Here is a 13159-nt window from a genome sequence, read left to right as displayed (position 1 = left end):
GAAGGGGGAGTTTGATTGGAACGGGGGCATCAGATAGAGAAATGGTTTATTCAATTTGAGAAGGATATCACGAATTATCTAGTTTATTATACAGGCACCACGGACGTAGAGGATTTGGTTCAGGAAACCTTCTTAAGGGCTTTTCGCTCTTTTGGCAGTTTTAAAAACGAATCAAATCCAAAAACGTGGCTGATCTCGATAGCGAGAAATACAGCGATCGATTTTTATCGAAAAAAATCTGTGTGGCAGAGGTTAAAAGAACGGCTGGATCACGAGTCACCAAAACAACATGAACTCCAAACAGAAGAGAAATTTATAAGAAAAATAGAATATGCCCAGCTATACCATGCCATTAACGAACTGAAACAAAATTACCGTGATGTGGTTTTATTAAGGGGGATCGCGGAGCTTTCATCGCAGGAAGCTGGTCAGGTTCTTGGCTGGTCAGAAAATAAAGTGAATGTGACCTTTTTTCGGGCAGTGAAAAAACTAAATGAGCAGTTAAAGGAGGGGGATTATTTTGAGTCATTTATCGGATAAAGAACTGCTTGACGTGTTGGCGGATTTCCCCAAGCATGAATTAACCACCAATCAACGGACGGAAATGTTAAAAAAGTTTGGTAGTACAGATTCTTATAAACTCAAAAGGCCATTTCCTTTTCAGAGAATCACAGCAGTAGCAGCCGTGTTTATCTTAATTCTAATCGCTCCGATCCTCTATTTTACTAGCCGGGAAGAACGTGCACCAAAATCAGGTTCCACAAAAGTAGAAGTCCAGGAAGGCGACTATTTTGCTTTAAGAGATGAGAGCGGCAAACCACTTTACGGAGACAGTAATTTCGGAATACCCAACAAGGTCAGCTTACTGGCTCCAAAGGAATGGGTAGTATGGGATCAGCGAGGAACAAGCAAAATCATGGTTTTTGTATGGGGGAAGGATTTTGCGTCAGATCCAACACTTTCTATCGATGCTACACATGAAGCAACCGGAATAAAACAACATCTTACTAACGCCCACTTATCAGGTGGGAAATATGGGGCCGATGCCCATGCTCTAGTAACCTTTACACCTTTTGATAAAAGAGGAAAATGGAATCTTGAATTCACTGTATCCAACACTGTGGGAGAAAAGAAGAAGATTGGCGAATTTCCTATTTATGTGAAGGATCACTATGTCTTATTAGGTTCTAAGGGTACCTTATTGATTTCCCAAGAAGATTTGTATGCCGGTTTTTATAATGATGCCTATATTGAGGTTTCAGGCGAAAACCTCCCTGAAGAAATCGAATTAGAGATCAATAGTGAAGAAGACCCTTCGGATATCTCCAAGTTTACCTTTAAAGAAAAAACAGATTATACGATGACGGATGGAGAAAAAGTCTCGATGTACAAAGGAGATTTCCAAATTAAAAAAAGTGGAAGATATAGTTTTGGTGTACTAGGCGAATCGAATCTTGTCATCATAGGAAAGCCGACAGATCAATAAAAGCAAAAAGCGATTCCCCAACGGAATCGCTTTTTGCTAATGGTCAGTTATGCGACAGGGCCGCCTTTTTCCTCAATTTCAGCAGATACATCGGTAAACTTCTTAAAGTTTTCACGGAACTTACCGGCAAGTTCTTTCGCCTTCACTTCATACGCTTGTGAATCTGCCCATGTTTTATTTGGCTGCAAGACTTCATCAGGGACACCGGCAATATGCAGCGGAATATTTAAACCGAAAATTTCATCTCGGACTAATTCCACATGGTTTAGTTCACCTTCCAGCGCTGCTTGAACCATGGCTCTTGTGTAGGAAAGTTTCATTCGGCTGCCGACACCGTATTCGCCGCCGGTCCAGCCTGTGTTTACTAAAAAGACATTCGCATTGTGTTCTAGTATTTTTTCCCCAAGCATCTCTGCGTAACGTGTGGCAGGAAGCGGCAAGAACGGTGCACCAAAGCAGGTAGAAAAGGTTGCTTCCGGTGCGGTTACACCGCGCTCAGTTCCCGCAAGCTTCGAGGTGTAACCGCTTAAGAAATGGTACATGGCTTGTTCTTTCGTTAATTTGGAAATGGGGGGCAGTACGCCGAAGGCATCTGCTGTTAAAAACACGATTGTATTTGGATGACCGGCAATGCTTGGTTGAATAATATTATCAATCGCTTCGATTGGATACGCCGCACGTGTATTCTCAGTCAAAGTTCCGTCATCATAATCCGGAATTCGCGATTCTTGATTCATGACGACATTTTCAAGGACTGTTCCAAAGCGGATAGCATCAAAAATTTGCGGCTCCTTTTCACGAGAGAGATTAATACATTTCGCATAGCAGCCTCCCTCAACATTGAAGACGCCATTGGAGGACCAGCCATGTTCATCGTCGCCGATCAACCTGCGATTAGGATCTGCTGATAGAGTCGTTTTCCCTGTACCGGATAAACCGAAGAATAAAGCAACATCCCCTTCGGAACCGACATTCGCCGAACAATGCATCGATAAAATATTATTCTCCGGCAAGAGATAATTCATGACAGAAAAAATGGATTTTTTCATTTCACCGGCATACTCAGTACCGCCGATTAAGACAATTCTTTGTTCAAATGATATAATAATAAAGGTTTCCGAGTTCGTGCCATCAATTGCCGGATTAGCCTTGAAATTTGGGGCAGTAATCACCGTAAATCCAGTATCATCTGCCAATAAATCATCTTCAGACGGGCGAATAAACAATTGCTGCGCAAATAAATTATGCCATGCAAACTCATTGACAACCTGAATGGGTAAGCGGGACTTTTTATCCGCTCCGGCAAACCCTTTGAAAACAAAAATTTCATCTTGTTGCTTTAAGTATTCTAGAACTTTATGATAGAGGTTAGTGAAAACGGATTCAGAAATGGGTTGATTCGTCGGTCCCCAAGCGATTTTATCCTTCGAAGTCTCTTCCATTACAATAAATTTATCCTGTGGCGAACGACCTGTGTATTTTCCGGTTGCGACACTTACTGCACCTGTCGAGGTTAACTTTCCTTCTTTGCGGCTTAAGATTTTTTCGACTAATTGGGGTACAGACAATTGTAATTGTACATGTCTTCCTTGTAATAGTTGTTTTAATTCATTCGGAATATGAACAGAATTCATTTTATAGAAACCATCCTTTATTGTGATTTTTATAATCTTAATAATTACAAATAGTATAACACATTAAGATTAATAGTCTATACTATTGCGCAAATTTAAGTTTGTTTTTATACATTTTTTAAAGAATTTTTAAACAGTCAAAACAATACAAGAATTTCTTGAAAAATTCATTGACATTGCTCACCATTGTAGCGTAATATTCTGATTTGAACGGATACTCTCTTATCCCGAGCTGGTGGAGGGACAGGCCCAATGAAACCCAGCAACCTGCAATATGGAAAGAATGACCACGAAACAGGTCCTTTTCAGGATGCGAAGGTGCTAATCTGACGCAAGGCTCCTGCCTTGAACGATAAGAGTGAAAGGCCCGGAACAACCTTTCCTCATAATGGTAAGGTTTTTTGTTTTGTATAAGTCCTTTTATAAAAATAGTCTCTAATAAAAATCCTTTGTTTATTTCATACTAAGGGAATGAGTACCGTATCAATTCACGAGGTCCAAGAAGTATTCCTGTAACCTTCATAAAACCTCGATGACTCATAATATAGGAGGAATTCAGATGTCAAGAAACGTGCGTTTGTTCACGTCTGAATCAGTAACTGAAGGTCATCCGGATAAGATCTGTGACCAAATTTCTGATTCCATTTTAGATGCTATTTTAGCGAAGGATGCTAATGCCCGCGTCGCTGCTGAAACTTCCGTAACAACTGGATTAGTGCTAGTTGCCGGTGAAATCACGACTTCTACTTATGTAGATATTCCAAAAATTGTTCGTGAAACCGTAAAAGGTATTGGCTACGACCGTGCTAAATATGGCTTCGATTCGGAAACTTGTGCCGTTTTAACTTCCATTGGTGAACAAAGTCCTGACATTGCCATGGGTGTTGATCAGGCCCTTGAAGCGCGTGAAGGGTTAATGTCCGATGAAGAAATCGAAGCAATTGGAGCTGGCGACCAAGGATTAATGTTTGGTTTTGCTTGTAATGAAACAAATGAGCTAATGCCTCTTCCGATTTCTCTAGCACACAAGCTTGCACGCAAATTAACAGAGGTGCGTAAAGATAAGGTTCTTGAGTACCTTCGTCCAGATGGAAAAACGCAAGTAACGGTTGAGTATGATGAAAATGACAAACCGGTTCGTATTGATACCATTGTTATCTCCACGCAACATAACCCGGAAGTTACGCTTGAGCAAATTCAGCGGAACTTGAAGGAATATGTTATCAATCCAGTTGTTCCAAAAGAACTGATTGATGAAAATACAAAGTATTTCATCAATCCAACAGGCCGTTTCGTTATTGGCGGACCACAAGGTGATGCCGGCTTAACAGGACGTAAAATTATTGTTGATACGTACGGCGGCTATGCTCGTCATGGCGGCGGTGCCTTCTCTGGTAAGGATCCAACAAAGGTTGACCGTTCAGCTGCCTATGCAGCACGTTATGTGGCTAAAAACATCGTAGCGGCGGGCCTTGCTGACAAAGTAGAAGTTCAGCTTGCCTATGCCATTGGTGTTGCTAGACCCGTTTCAATTGCTGTCGATACATTTGGTACAGGTAAAGTAAGCGAAGAGATCCTTGTTGATCTTGTTAGTGAGAACTTTGATCTTCGTCCGGCAGGAATCATTAAGATGCTTGACCTTCGCCGCCCAATTTACAAGCAAACAGCTGCATACGGCCATTTTGGACGCACAGATGTTGATCTTCCATGGGAGCGTACAGATAAAGCCGAAGCCTTACGCGGACAAGCTAATCTATAATAGAATGGGGAGTTGCATTTTTAAATGTAACTCCCGTTTTTATTTTTCGTCTAAATTCCTGTACAGTAATCCCAACGAATGGAATACCATGTTTAAGTAGGTCTATAGATGTGAAAAATGAAGGTATACTATTTTTCCTTCTGTTCACAGTGCCATTTTTCAAAAAAAAGTGGTAGTATTAGAGGGATGTTTTTAGAGGATATTTTAAATGGAGTAGGTGAGGTACATAATGTGTGGTTTTATTGGTTGTGTACACGACAAAACACAAAATTATAGTGAAGAACAAACACAACAATTTAAAAATATGAATGATATCATTACCCATCGCGGACCAGATGATGATGGGTTTTATTATGATGACCATATCCAATTTGGCTTCCGTCGCTTGAGTATTATTGATATTGAGAGCGGCCATCAGCCTCTTACGTATGAAAATGAGCGGTATTGGATTATTTTTAATGGTGAGATTTATAATTATGTTGAGCTTCGAGATGAGCTGCTTAAGGAAGGCTTATCTTTTTCGACAAGTTCCGATACAGAAGTTATTATTGCCCTTTACAGCCATTTAAAAGAAAAGGCTGTTGAAAAACTACGCGGGATGTTTGCGTTTGTGATTTGGGATAAACAAGAGCAGACACTTTACGGGGCGCGTGATCCGTTTGGAATTAAACCGTTCTTCTATATGGAAGACGGGGAAAGAACATTCTTTGGTTCTGAGAAAAAGAGTATTCTGATGGCATTAGAAAATGATGTCCTTAATTATGATTCCTTGCAACACTATTTGACCTATCAATTTGTTCCTGAGCCAAATACCTTGTTTGAAGGGATTTATAAGCTTGAGCCAGGTCATTATTTTACCAAAAAAATTGGCGCCAAGATGGACATCAAAAGATATTGGAAGGCACAGTTTAAGCCAGTACAAAAATCAGAAGATGATTTCGTTAAAGAAATTCGTGAAGTGTTAATTGATTCAGTTGAAAAGCATATGCGCAGCGATGTACCTGTTGGGTCGTTCCTTTCCGGGGGGATTGATTCCTCCATTATTGCCTCTATTGCCAAACAATTTCACCCTGCCATAAAAACGTTCTCTGTTGGTTTTGAACACAATGGCTTCAGTGAAATTGATGTGGCCAAAGAAACAGCTGAAAAACTTGGTGTCGAAAACATCAGCTACGTAATTTCACCGGAAGAATATATGAATGAAGTTCCAAAAATCATGTGGCATATGGACGACCCCCTTGCTGACCCGGCCTGCGTGCCGCTGTATTTCGTGGCTCGAGAGGCCCGTAAGCACGTAACGGTTGTGCTTTCAGGTGAAGGTGCCGATGAGTTATTTGGCGGCTACAATATTTACCGTGAACCACAATCGCTAGAGGTGTTTAATAAAATCCCACGAGTAGGTAAAGTGCTATTAAAAAGAATTGCCAATATGATGCCTGAAGGTATGAAAGGCAAAAGCTTTATTGAACGCGGTGTAACGCCAATGGAAGAACGGTATATTGGGAACGCGAAGATGTTCACAGAGGAAGAAAAACGTGATCTTTTAAATGTTTACCATGAGGGTTTAAATTACTTGGATATAACAAACCCGCTTTATCAAGAATCGAGGGGCTATGACCCGGTTGATCGGATGCAATATATTGATATCCATACGTGGATGCGCGGGGATATCTTACTGAAGGCCGATAGAGTGACAATGGCCCATTCGCTTGAGCTACGGGTGCCATTCCTTGATAAGGCCGTGTTTGAGATCGCATCGAAAATCCCGACGAGCTTGAAAACAGCAAATGGCACCACCAAGTATATTTTGCGTAAAGCGGCAGAAGGAATTGTACCGGCACATGTGCTTGATCGAAAGAAACTTGGTTTCCCAGTGCCAATCCGCCACTGGTTAAAAAATGAAATGAATGAATGGGCAAAAAAAATCATCCGTGAAAGCAATACAGATCATTTACTAAATAAAACATATGTGTTGCAATTGCTTGAGGATCATTGCCAGGGTAAAGCCGACAATAGTCGGAAGATCTGGACGGTTCTGATGTTCATGGTTTGGCATCAAGTATATGTAGAGAATGTTTACTCATTCCAACGTGATTCTGCCTTACAAAAAGAATTACAATATTAAACAGAGAAAGCACCCATTCATAAAGTGGGTGCTTTTCCAAATTTTAAGATTGTAAGGACTTATAATATTGACCCTTCTCCGCATATTCTGTATAAATGCGTTCCATTTCTTTCTTATCCTCTGAAGTCAATTCTCTAATAACTTTTGCGGGTCTGCCAAATGCTAAAGTATTAGGAGGGATTTTTTTTCCTTGCGGTACAAGACTGCCTGCGCCAATAAAGGCTCCTTCACCGATTTCGGCATTATCAAGGATAATGGATCCCATTCCGATTAAGGCACGTTTTCTTATTATGCAGCTGTGCAGGATCACTTGGTGGCCAATTGTGACTTCATCTTCTAAAATTAGCGGGTTATTAGGACTTTGGTGTAAGATAGAGTTATCTTGGATATTCACCTTATTGCCAATCCTCGTTGGTGCAACGTCACCTCTTATACTTGAGTTAAACCAGACACTGGAATGTTCACCAATTTCAACATCACCAGTAATCGTTACATAATCAGCAATAAAGGCAGTTTCAGCAATTAGCGGGTATTTATCTTTATAGGGATAGATCATCAGGGTCGCTCCTTTTAGCATAATAAATCTATTTTACCGATGCTGAATGTGATTTTCAAAAAATTTACCTTATTTCATGTCTAGGGGGAAAAAATATGTGGAAGTGGGAAGCAGAAGGGGAAGCAAAGGCCGTGATTGTAATTGTTCATGGGGCAATGGAACATCATGGCAGATATGGCTGGCTGATTGAAATGTGGCGGTTATCCGGCTTTCATGTTATCATGGCCGACCTTCCAGGGCAGGGGATGACAACACGGGCCAACCGCGGTCACATTGATTCTTTCGATGACTATACAGTAGAGGTAAAGGATTGGGTTCAAGCCGCATACCGTTATGAACTGCCCGTGTTTTTACTAGGGCATAGTATGGGGGGCTTAATTTCTATCCGTTTGTTACAGGAAGAACGCTTAAATATTGCCGGTGTGATTCTTTCCTCCCCTTGTTTAGGACTCATTCATACACCGTCGAAATTTTTAGATATCATGTCACATTTTTTAAATGTGGTTTATCCTTCCCTCAGGATCAATTCAGGATTAACCGTCCAAATGGCGACAAGAAACGAGGACGTAAGGGAAGCGGATTCCAACGATACACTTTACGTGACAAAGGTTTCTGTCAGATGGTATCGTGAATTGGCGGGTGCAATTAAGGAAGCATTCGTAAATCTTGAAAGAATGCAGGATATCCCCATGCTCGTGATGCAGGGCGGGGATGATAAAATTGTCAATAAAACGACGGTCAAGGAATGGTTTAATAACGTTCCATTAACCGAAAAAAGATTTAAAGAGTGGCCGAAATGTTATCATGAAATCTTTAACGAGCCAGAGCGAGAAGAGGTTTTTGAATACGCAAAGGATTTCGTTACCAGTCAATTAAAAGCAATTGGCTATATCGTTTAGAAAGGTGTGTAATCCATGAAGCCAATCACCCTCATGTCAAGGGTCTATCGCAAAATACTTCCTGCAGTCCATCAAGAATTGGCTTATTGGAGAAGCTGTGCTGAAAAAATACCAAATCTTGAATTAAGAAATCAAGCACTTGCCAGTATTGAGCACAAAACCTTCCACTGTGAGGGAGGGGCAATCCTTGCACTTACTGCAGGTGATGATTATAAAAAAGCAGTTAAGTTTATCGTCGCCTATCAAACAATTAGTGATTATTTGGATAATCTTTGTGATCGTAGTACCTCACTTGATCCCGATGATTTTGCTGCTTTACACGAATCGATGACAGATGCACTTGTCCTTCATGCTGATCAGAAAAATTACTACCGGCTTCGTACCGATCAGGATGACGCTGGTTATTTGCAGGATTTGTCTGAAACCTGCCGTTCCGTTTTAAGAGAGATCAAGCATTATCCTCTCATTAAAGATTACCTGCTTGAATTATGCCAATACTATTGTGATTTACAAATCCATAAGCATGTGGTGAAGGAGCAACGGGTGCCCCGTCTTGAAAAGTGGTTTCATCACTATCAGGAAGAGCTTCCTGAAATGGAATGGTATGAATTTTCGGCTTGCTCTGGTTCCACACTGGGGATTTTTTGTTTAATCTCCTATGCAATGCGCGAGGATTTTCGGGCAAGTGATGCCGATAATATTCGTAAGGGATACTTCCCCTATATTCAAGGATTACATATTCTTTTGGACTATTTTATTGATCAAGAAGAGGATATAGCAGGAGGCGACTTGAATTTCTGCTCTTTCTATAAAAGTGAAGAAACCCTTTTTCAACGCTTAAAACACTTTTTGACGGAGGCAGATAAGCATACTGAATTCTTGCCGCATAAAAATTTCCATCAATTAATTAATCGCGGCCTGTTAGGGATTTACCTATCAGATGGGAAAGTTCGTAAACAGAAAAATGTTCGCCGGCTTGCTAGAGGCATTATTAAATCTGGCGGCTGGATTAGCTACTTCTTTTATTTTAATGGACTGGCCTACCGTTCGTTTCAAAAATCTGTTCCAGCGTTTTTGACGAGAATATTAGCAAAATAAATTAGTTCCTGAGCCTTGCACGGCCAATTAAAAAATAATTGTGCCCATAAGACGCGAAATTAAAGTGGAACGGTCACAAAAAAGAATAATTGTTCCCGTGAGACGTGAAATAAAAGTGGAACGGTCACAAAAAACAATAATTGTGCCTTTGAATCCAAAAAAACTACTGAAGCGGTCAAAATAAAAACACGAGATCATCTGATTCTCGTGTTTTTTTCGATATTTATTTAATAAAAAGGTCATTATCTTTACCTTTTTTCAATCGCAACAATAAACGGCGGGGTGTTTTGTTGATTAATAAATTGATATTGCAGGACATGGGCTTTTTTTTGATCCAATTGTTGGCAATAGCGAAGAAGTAAGTCACGTTCGACCGCACCTTCCACATGGCCATGGTAAATCACAAGGACGATGATCCCCTCTGAAGTCATCATTTCCATTAATTGCTCGATGGCGGCAATTGTCGTTTCCGCACGAGTAACAATCGTTTTATCACTGCCAGGAAGATAGCCTAGATTAAAAATGGCTCCCCGAATTTTTCCATGATCATCGATCGGAATCCTTTCCGAAAGCTGTTCATGACCTGCATGAAACAGGGTAACACCTTTTAAAAGACCATGCTCCGTTAAACGATCTCGTGTGGCCCCAATCGCTTCTTGCTGTACGTCAAATCCATAAACTTTTCCTGTTTCACCAACAAGTTCTGCTAAAAAAACAGTGTCATGTCCATTTCCGACAGTAGCATCAATTACTACATCACCGGGAAGGACTGCTTTTTCGAGTAAACTCTTCGCAAATGGAAGGATCCGTTCCATTTTCATTTGATCAAAGCCTTTTGATAAAATTTACCCTGCCAACTGTCCCGTCGCTTAAGTTCCGCATCAATGGCATTCAACACTTCCCACTTATTGACACTCCACATCGGACCAACCATCAAGTCAATCGGCCCATCACCCGTAATGCGGTGAACAATCATTTCTGGTGGTAAAATCTCCAATTGGTCGCATACTAAGTTTACATAGTCCTCTTGTGTAAGAAATTCAAGCATGCCTTTTTCATATTGCTTGACCATCGGTGTGCCTTTTAAAAGATGCAGCAGGTGAATTTTAATTCCTTGCACATCCAATTTCGCCACTTCACGAGCTGTTTCCATCATCATGTCATAGGATTCAAGTGGCAAACCATTAATGATATGGGAACAAATCCGAATCCCATGTTTTCTTAATTTATTGACTCCCTCAACATACGATTGAAAATCATGGGCACGATTGATCAATAGGGCGGTGCGTTCATGGACTGTCTGCAGCCCGAGTTCAACCCATAAATAGGTGCGTTTATTTAGCTCTGCTAAATATTCGACAACATCATCCGGAAGGCAATCGGGGCGAGTGGCAATCGATAATCCTACGACATCTTCCTGCTTTAGGACGGTTTCATATTTTTCACGAAGTACATCCACAGGTGCATGGGTATTGGTAAATGCCTGAAAGTAGGCCATATATTTGCCGTCTTTCCATTTTGTGTGCATCTTTTCTTTAATCTCATTGAATTGTGTTTCTAAGGTTTCCACCCGGTTTCCGGCAAAATCACCAGAACCGGCTGCACTACAAAACGTGCAACCGCCATGCGCGACTGTACCGTCTCGATTCGGACAGTCAAAGCCGCCGTCAAGCGCTACTTTAAACACCTTATGGCCAAATTGCCCGCGAAGGTGATAATTCCATGTATGGTAGCGTTTATCATCTGATGCATATTGGAAAGGTTTAGTCTGAAGCATGTCAGAAAACCTCCTTTTTAAAATTAAATTCACATACGTTCAATTTTAACATGAAGTGAAAGGCTTATCCAAATGTAATTGTTTCAAGTGGGATTGCCAACATTTTGTCAACTGTTCGTGTAATAGGAAACAGAATGGAGAACACAATAAGAAATGAAGCAGTGTGTGCTTCAAGAAGAGATTGTGCCACAACATGGAGGAGGTTCTTAAATGGCTACTCGTGACTCAATGAACAATCTTATGCAGCAGGTTGAGGATACCATTCGCAATGCCGAAGAACAATATAAACAAAGCAGTCTTCAGGAGCAATATAATGATGATAATTATACAACAGCGCTTCAACAGCTAGAAGAGACCTATCAAGATATTGCCAAAATGGCGCATAGTGCTAATTCACAGCAGCGAGAGCAGCTCCATAGAATGAGACTTCAGCTTCAGCAACTGCAAAATTCAATGATTCTAGAAGAGCTTTAAAAGGAGGAGAACCTTTTTGAAAAAACGGTCAAAGCAGCAAAATCCTGAACAAACAACACGTAATGGAATTAATAATCAAGATCTCGAACTGGGGCAGGATGTGGATCTTGTCAAACTAGCGAAAAAGAAATATGAACAATCAGGCGGGCAGCCCGTAAAATCGAAAATGCATCCAGAATAAGCACGATTATATAAAATGTAGAAAATCTCTCAACAATTTGTTGGGAGATTTTTTTTCAAGCGTTTACAAAAAATTATTTTAAAATAAGTAAAAAAGTACCCGGGGATTCAATTTCTTAATAAAAACAACTTGAAAATAGAATAAATTTGTGTTCACACTTTGGCAACAACTGGCGTTTATCATGTGATGTGCGTCACAGATTAGCAATATTTAACATGTTTTAAATAAGGTATGGATTCAAATTTTATTTCCAAAACCTCCACCATTTGTTAGGAAACACACGGTCAGCCTAACACTTTTTTAGAACTTTATGTGAACGAGTTCACATTTTATCCATAATTTAGTCCAATAGGAAAGGAAGTTAAAGATGAAAAAAATCCTTGTAATTGTAAGTATTGTTTTAGCCTTCATATGTCCCACAAGCAGTTACGCTCAAAATGAAACGATTTTAAAGATGGAAGAATTATCGGTTCGTGTCATGCCGGAGTATGCCTATCATCCAAATGATCAGAAGAAGGATCATGCCCCACTGTTAATTGGGTATCAAGGGTCAATGGTAAACGATTCTGACCAGCCCCAGAAGGGAAAAATCGAGATTCCCCTTCCCATGGATGAGAAGGACTTTCGGGTGGGATATGTCGCCGATTATTCCAGTGATTTACGAACAACCTATGAAATTGAGTATGTGATTGACCGTGAAAAAGGAACGATTTTCTGGACAACAAGTGAAGAGATAGCTCCGAAGGAACGATATAAATTTGTGATCGAATTTTATTCGGACAGTTTAAAGGTACGTAAGGAAAAGAAATCATTGTCCTATCAGTTTAAAAGTTTTGCAGATATCGGATTGGTCAATGTCATTTTTACCGAACCGTCCAAGGCGAAAAATATGAAGCTCACACCGGCTCCGGAAGAGAAACAGAATCATGGTACCGAAGATCAAACCTTTTCCTATCTTTTTCAGGATGTAAAAGCAGGTGAGGAGAAAAACTTCACCTTATCCTATGAACGCCGTGAAACAAGACCAACTACGGAACTAAATGAAAGAGATCTGTCTGAAGGAAATAGAAAATCTACTGGCCTCGCACTTGGGGCATTTAGTGGAATTAGTGTGATATCGGCGGGGGCATTGACCATTTTATTTAAAAAAAGAAAGAAGAAGGCATAACC

At 40.4% G+C, this 13159-nt stretch carries 13 protein-coding genes and 1 riboswitch; of the genes, 9 read left to right on the top strand and 4 right to left on the bottom strand.

Annotation, left to right across the window (positions count from 1 at the left end):
- Window positions 1-15: 15 nt before the first annotated feature.
- Together RCG19_RS04295 and RCG19_RS04290 are read left to right on the top strand one after the other, a co-directional pair.
- On the top strand, window positions 16-540 hold the full coding sequence (locus RCG19_RS04295; RefSeq protein WP_308109814.1) for an RNA polymerase sigma factor: 525 nt from the start codon (window positions 16-18) through the stop codon (window positions 538-540).
- Window positions 521-1486 (top strand): hypothetical protein, encoded by a 966-nt coding sequence (locus tag RCG19_RS04290; protein ID WP_308109813.1) that lies wholly within the window; start codon window positions 521-523, stop codon window positions 1484-1486. The genes RCG19_RS04295 and RCG19_RS04290 overlap by 20 nt, the downstream gene beginning before the upstream one ends.
- A 47-nt stretch (window positions 1487-1533) precedes the next feature.
- Here the strand turns inward: RCG19_RS04290 and pckA are convergent, their stop codons facing one another.
- Complete coding sequence (gene pckA, locus RCG19_RS04285) at window positions 1534-3120, bottom strand: phosphoenolpyruvate carboxykinase (ATP) (RefSeq protein ID WP_308109812.1); 1587 nt, start codon at window positions 3118-3120, stop codon at window positions 1534-1536.
- 219 nt (window positions 3121-3339) lie between these two features.
- A riboswitch (SAM riboswitch) is annotated at window positions 3340-3479 on the top strand.
- A gap of 200 nt (window positions 3480-3679) precedes the next feature.
- On the opposite strand from pckA, the gene metK reads away from it, so the two are divergent.
- Complete coding sequence (metK, locus tag RCG19_RS04280) at window positions 3680-4879, top strand: methionine adenosyltransferase (RefSeq protein WP_166238965.1); 1200 nt, start codon at window positions 3680-3682, stop codon at window positions 4877-4879.
- Window positions 4880-5108: 229 nt separating this feature from the next.
- Window positions 5109-7004, top strand: a complete 1896-nt coding sequence (gene asnB, locus RCG19_RS04275) for an asparagine synthase (glutamine-hydrolyzing) (protein ID WP_308109811.1) — start codon at window positions 5109-5111, stop codon at window positions 7002-7004.
- 43 nt (window positions 7005-7047) lie between these two features.
- Here asnB and RCG19_RS04270 read toward each other — a convergent pair whose 3' ends face one another.
- Window positions 7048-7560, bottom strand: coding sequence for a gamma carbonic anhydrase (locus tag RCG19_RS04270; RefSeq protein ID WP_308109810.1), 513 nt, complete (start codon window positions 7558-7560; stop codon window positions 7048-7050).
- 95 nt (window positions 7561-7655) lie between these two features.
- Here RCG19_RS04270 and RCG19_RS04265 point away from each other — a divergent pair, with 95 nt between their 5' ends.
- Together RCG19_RS04265 and RCG19_RS04260 are read left to right on the top strand one after the other, a co-directional pair.
- Window positions 7656-8459 (top strand): alpha/beta hydrolase, encoded by an 804-nt coding sequence (locus RCG19_RS04265; protein ID WP_308109809.1) that lies wholly within the window; start codon window positions 7656-7658, stop codon window positions 8457-8459.
- A 15-nt stretch (window positions 8460-8474) separates the two neighbouring features.
- Complete coding sequence (locus RCG19_RS04260) at window positions 8475-9557, top strand: tetraprenyl-beta-curcumene synthase family protein (protein WP_308109808.1); 1083 nt, start codon at window positions 8475-8477, stop codon at window positions 9555-9557.
- Between the two features lie 248 nt (window positions 9558-9805).
- On the opposite strand, the gene RCG19_RS04255 is transcribed toward RCG19_RS04260, so the two are convergent.
- Both RCG19_RS04255 and RCG19_RS04250 read right to left on the bottom strand, forming a co-directional pair.
- Window positions 9806-10378, bottom strand: coding sequence for a tRNA 5-(aminomethyl)-2-thiouridylate-methyltransferase MnmM (locus RCG19_RS04255; protein WP_308109807.1), 573 nt, complete (start codon window positions 10376-10378; stop codon window positions 9806-9808).
- Window positions 10375-11334, bottom strand: coding sequence for a tRNA modification radical SAM protein MnmL/YtqA (locus RCG19_RS04250; protein ID WP_166238977.1), 960 nt, complete (start codon window positions 11332-11334; stop codon window positions 10375-10377). Before RCG19_RS04250 ends, RCG19_RS04255 begins: the two co-directional genes overlap by 4 nt.
- A 210-nt stretch (window positions 11335-11544) precedes the next feature.
- On the opposite strand from RCG19_RS04250, the gene RCG19_RS04245 reads away from it, so the two are divergent.
- The 3 genes from RCG19_RS04245 (at window position 11545) to RCG19_RS04235 (ending at window position 13157) form a co-directional block, all read left to right on the top strand.
- Window positions 11545-11808, top strand: a complete 264-nt coding sequence (locus RCG19_RS04245) for a YtzC family protein (protein WP_166238979.1) — start codon at window positions 11545-11547, stop codon at window positions 11806-11808.
- A gap of 16 nt (window positions 11809-11824) precedes the next feature.
- Entirely contained in the window at window positions 11825-11989 is a 165-nt protein-coding gene (locus tag RCG19_RS04240; protein WP_308109806.1) for a glycogen biosynthesis protein GlgD, read from the top strand.
- A 367-nt stretch (window positions 11990-12356) separates the two neighbouring features.
- Window positions 12357-13157, top strand: coding sequence for a hypothetical protein (locus tag RCG19_RS04235; RefSeq protein ID WP_308109805.1), 801 nt, complete (start codon window positions 12357-12359; stop codon window positions 13155-13157).
- The last annotated feature ends 2 nt before the right edge of the window (window positions 13158-13159 follow it).

Origin of the sequence: Neobacillus sp. OS1-2 (assembly GCF_030915505.1) — a bacterium.
GTDB lineage: Bacteria > Bacillota > Bacilli > Bacillales > Cytobacillaceae > Neobacillus.
Note: the sequence above shows the minus strand (reverse complement) of the source record. Positions and strands in the feature narration are given on the sequence as shown.

Excerpts from the sequence above, each read along its gene's own strand:
- pckA (WP_308109812.1), bottom strand. The coding sequence starts at position 3,120 with ATGAATTCTGTTCATATTCCGAATGAATTAAAACAACTATTACAAGGA.
- metK (WP_166238965.1), top strand. The coding sequence starts at position 3,680 with ATGTCAAGAAACGTGCGTTTGTTCACGTCTGAATCAGTAACTGAAGGT.
- asnB (WP_308109811.1), top strand. The coding sequence starts at position 5,109 with ATGTGTGGTTTTATTGGTTGTGTACACGACAAAACACAAAATTATAGT.
- RCG19_RS04270 (WP_308109810.1), bottom strand. The coding sequence starts at position 7,560 with ATGATCTATCCCTATAAAGATAAATACCCGCTAATTGCTGAAACTGCC.
- RCG19_RS04265 (WP_308109809.1), top strand. The coding sequence starts at position 7,656 with ATGTGGAAGTGGGAAGCAGAAGGGGAAGCAAAGGCCGTGATTGTAATT.
- RCG19_RS04260 (WP_308109808.1), top strand. The coding sequence starts at position 8,475 with ATGAAGCCAATCACCCTCATGTCAAGGGTCTATCGCAAAATACTTCCT.
- RCG19_RS04255 (WP_308109807.1), bottom strand. The coding sequence starts at position 10,378 with ATGAAAATGGAACGGATCCTTCCATTTGCGAAGAGTTTACTCGAAAAA.
- RCG19_RS04250 (WP_166238977.1), bottom strand. The coding sequence starts at position 11,334 with ATGCTTCAGACTAAACCTTTCCAATATGCATCAGATGATAAACGCTAC.
- RCG19_RS04245 (WP_166238979.1), top strand. The coding sequence starts at position 11,545 with ATGGCTACTCGTGACTCAATGAACAATCTTATGCAGCAGGTTGAGGAT.
- RCG19_RS04235 (WP_308109805.1), top strand. The coding sequence starts at position 12,357 with ATGAAAAAAATCCTTGTAATTGTAAGTATTGTTTTAGCCTTCATATGT.